General features: G+C 31.9%; 1 protein-coding gene. It reads right to left on the bottom strand.

The window, feature by feature from the left end:
* Positions 1-261 precede the first annotated feature (261 nt).
* Positions 262-996 carry a YqjF family protein gene (locus AWE51_RS23315; RefSeq protein ID WP_066319022.1) on the bottom strand — a complete coding sequence of 245 codons (735 nt, stop codon included), beginning with the start codon at positions 994-996 and terminating at the stop codon, positions 262-264.
* Between the last annotated feature and the right edge of the window lie 135 nt (positions 997-1,131).

Here is a 1,131-nt window from a genome sequence, read left to right as displayed (position 1 = left end):
CTATTGTCCAACATTTCGGTTTCAACATCTCCAGGTTTTGAGTTTATTTCAAGAGAAACAATCTCATTCAGATATTTATTTATAATTTCTTCCATTTTTCACAATGGCATACAACGTTTAATATATGTGTGTCGTAGCATGGCAAAATGTTACCGAACTATCGACATTATCTACGCATTGGTTGTTAACTTTTCCTTATTGCAAGCATTACGCCTTACCAAATATACACAGGCCAATCGATTCATTACTTTGCTGCTATGATCACATATATCGTGTTGTAGCCAGTTTGTTTTTCTCCCAAGCAAGAACCTTCACACCTTTAGAGAATTGAGTTTTAATAGGATCGTTTTTGATCAGGTTTTTAAATCTTGGATAATTAAACTCAAAATTCGTCAATTCAAGTTCATTAATAGGCCATTCCAAATGATGAATTTCGAACTCATTAATAGATTTTTCTGTGCCTTGAAAAAGAGCATATCTTTCAGTCAACCATTTTTCCAATTCAGTTTTTTCAGTAGTTTCTTTTCCAATCCCAAACTGAATATTCAATTTATCATTAAATTCCGAGTTATTGGATTCGTATTGATTTTCAGTCCGCTTTATTTTTGAAAATCTATATGGAAGTTCAGACATTCCTTTTGCTATTTTACAAGGTAAACTTTTTCCGCCTTCGATACTCAAAAAATACACACCCGTTTTGTTATTATATTTCACATAAGTTCTGATATTAATTTCATCAAAATTCGAAATTGGTGAAAAAGAAGGTAGGTTTTTTGGTCTTATTTTTTCCATTGTAAAAGCAACAACAGAAATCCAAGGTTTTCCGTCAAAAAGATCAATTTCAAGTTCACTTGGTACAAACTTTTTCAATTCAGATAATTCCACTTGCCAATGAAGAAATATTGCATTATTCCACTCTTGGTAAAATTTCCACTTTTCATTTGGCATTTTCCAAGGTCTGTGATCAACTGTATTTAATATCTCTCGGATTGTCATTTCTGCAATTAGCTACAACGTTAGATGTATGTTTTTGTTTGGTGATAATCGTTTGCGAAGCGATAGCGGAGATAAACTATTTGCCAAATGAAATATACATAGTGTTAGCAGAAGTTTAAATTCGTTTCATGATTT

The sequence above is a fragment of the Aquimarina aggregata genome, from assembly GCF_001632745.1.
Taxonomy (GTDB): Bacteria; Bacteroidota; Bacteroidia; order Flavobacteriales; family Flavobacteriaceae; genus Aquimarina; species Aquimarina aggregata.
The sequence above is the reverse complement of the archived record's forward strand: the minus strand, read 5'-3'. Positions and strand labels throughout refer to the sequence as shown.

Coding starts and splice junctions, on each gene's coding strand:
- AWE51_RS23315 (WP_066319022.1), bottom strand. CDS start 996: ATGACAATCCGAGAGATATTAAATACAGTTGATCACAGACCTTGGAAA.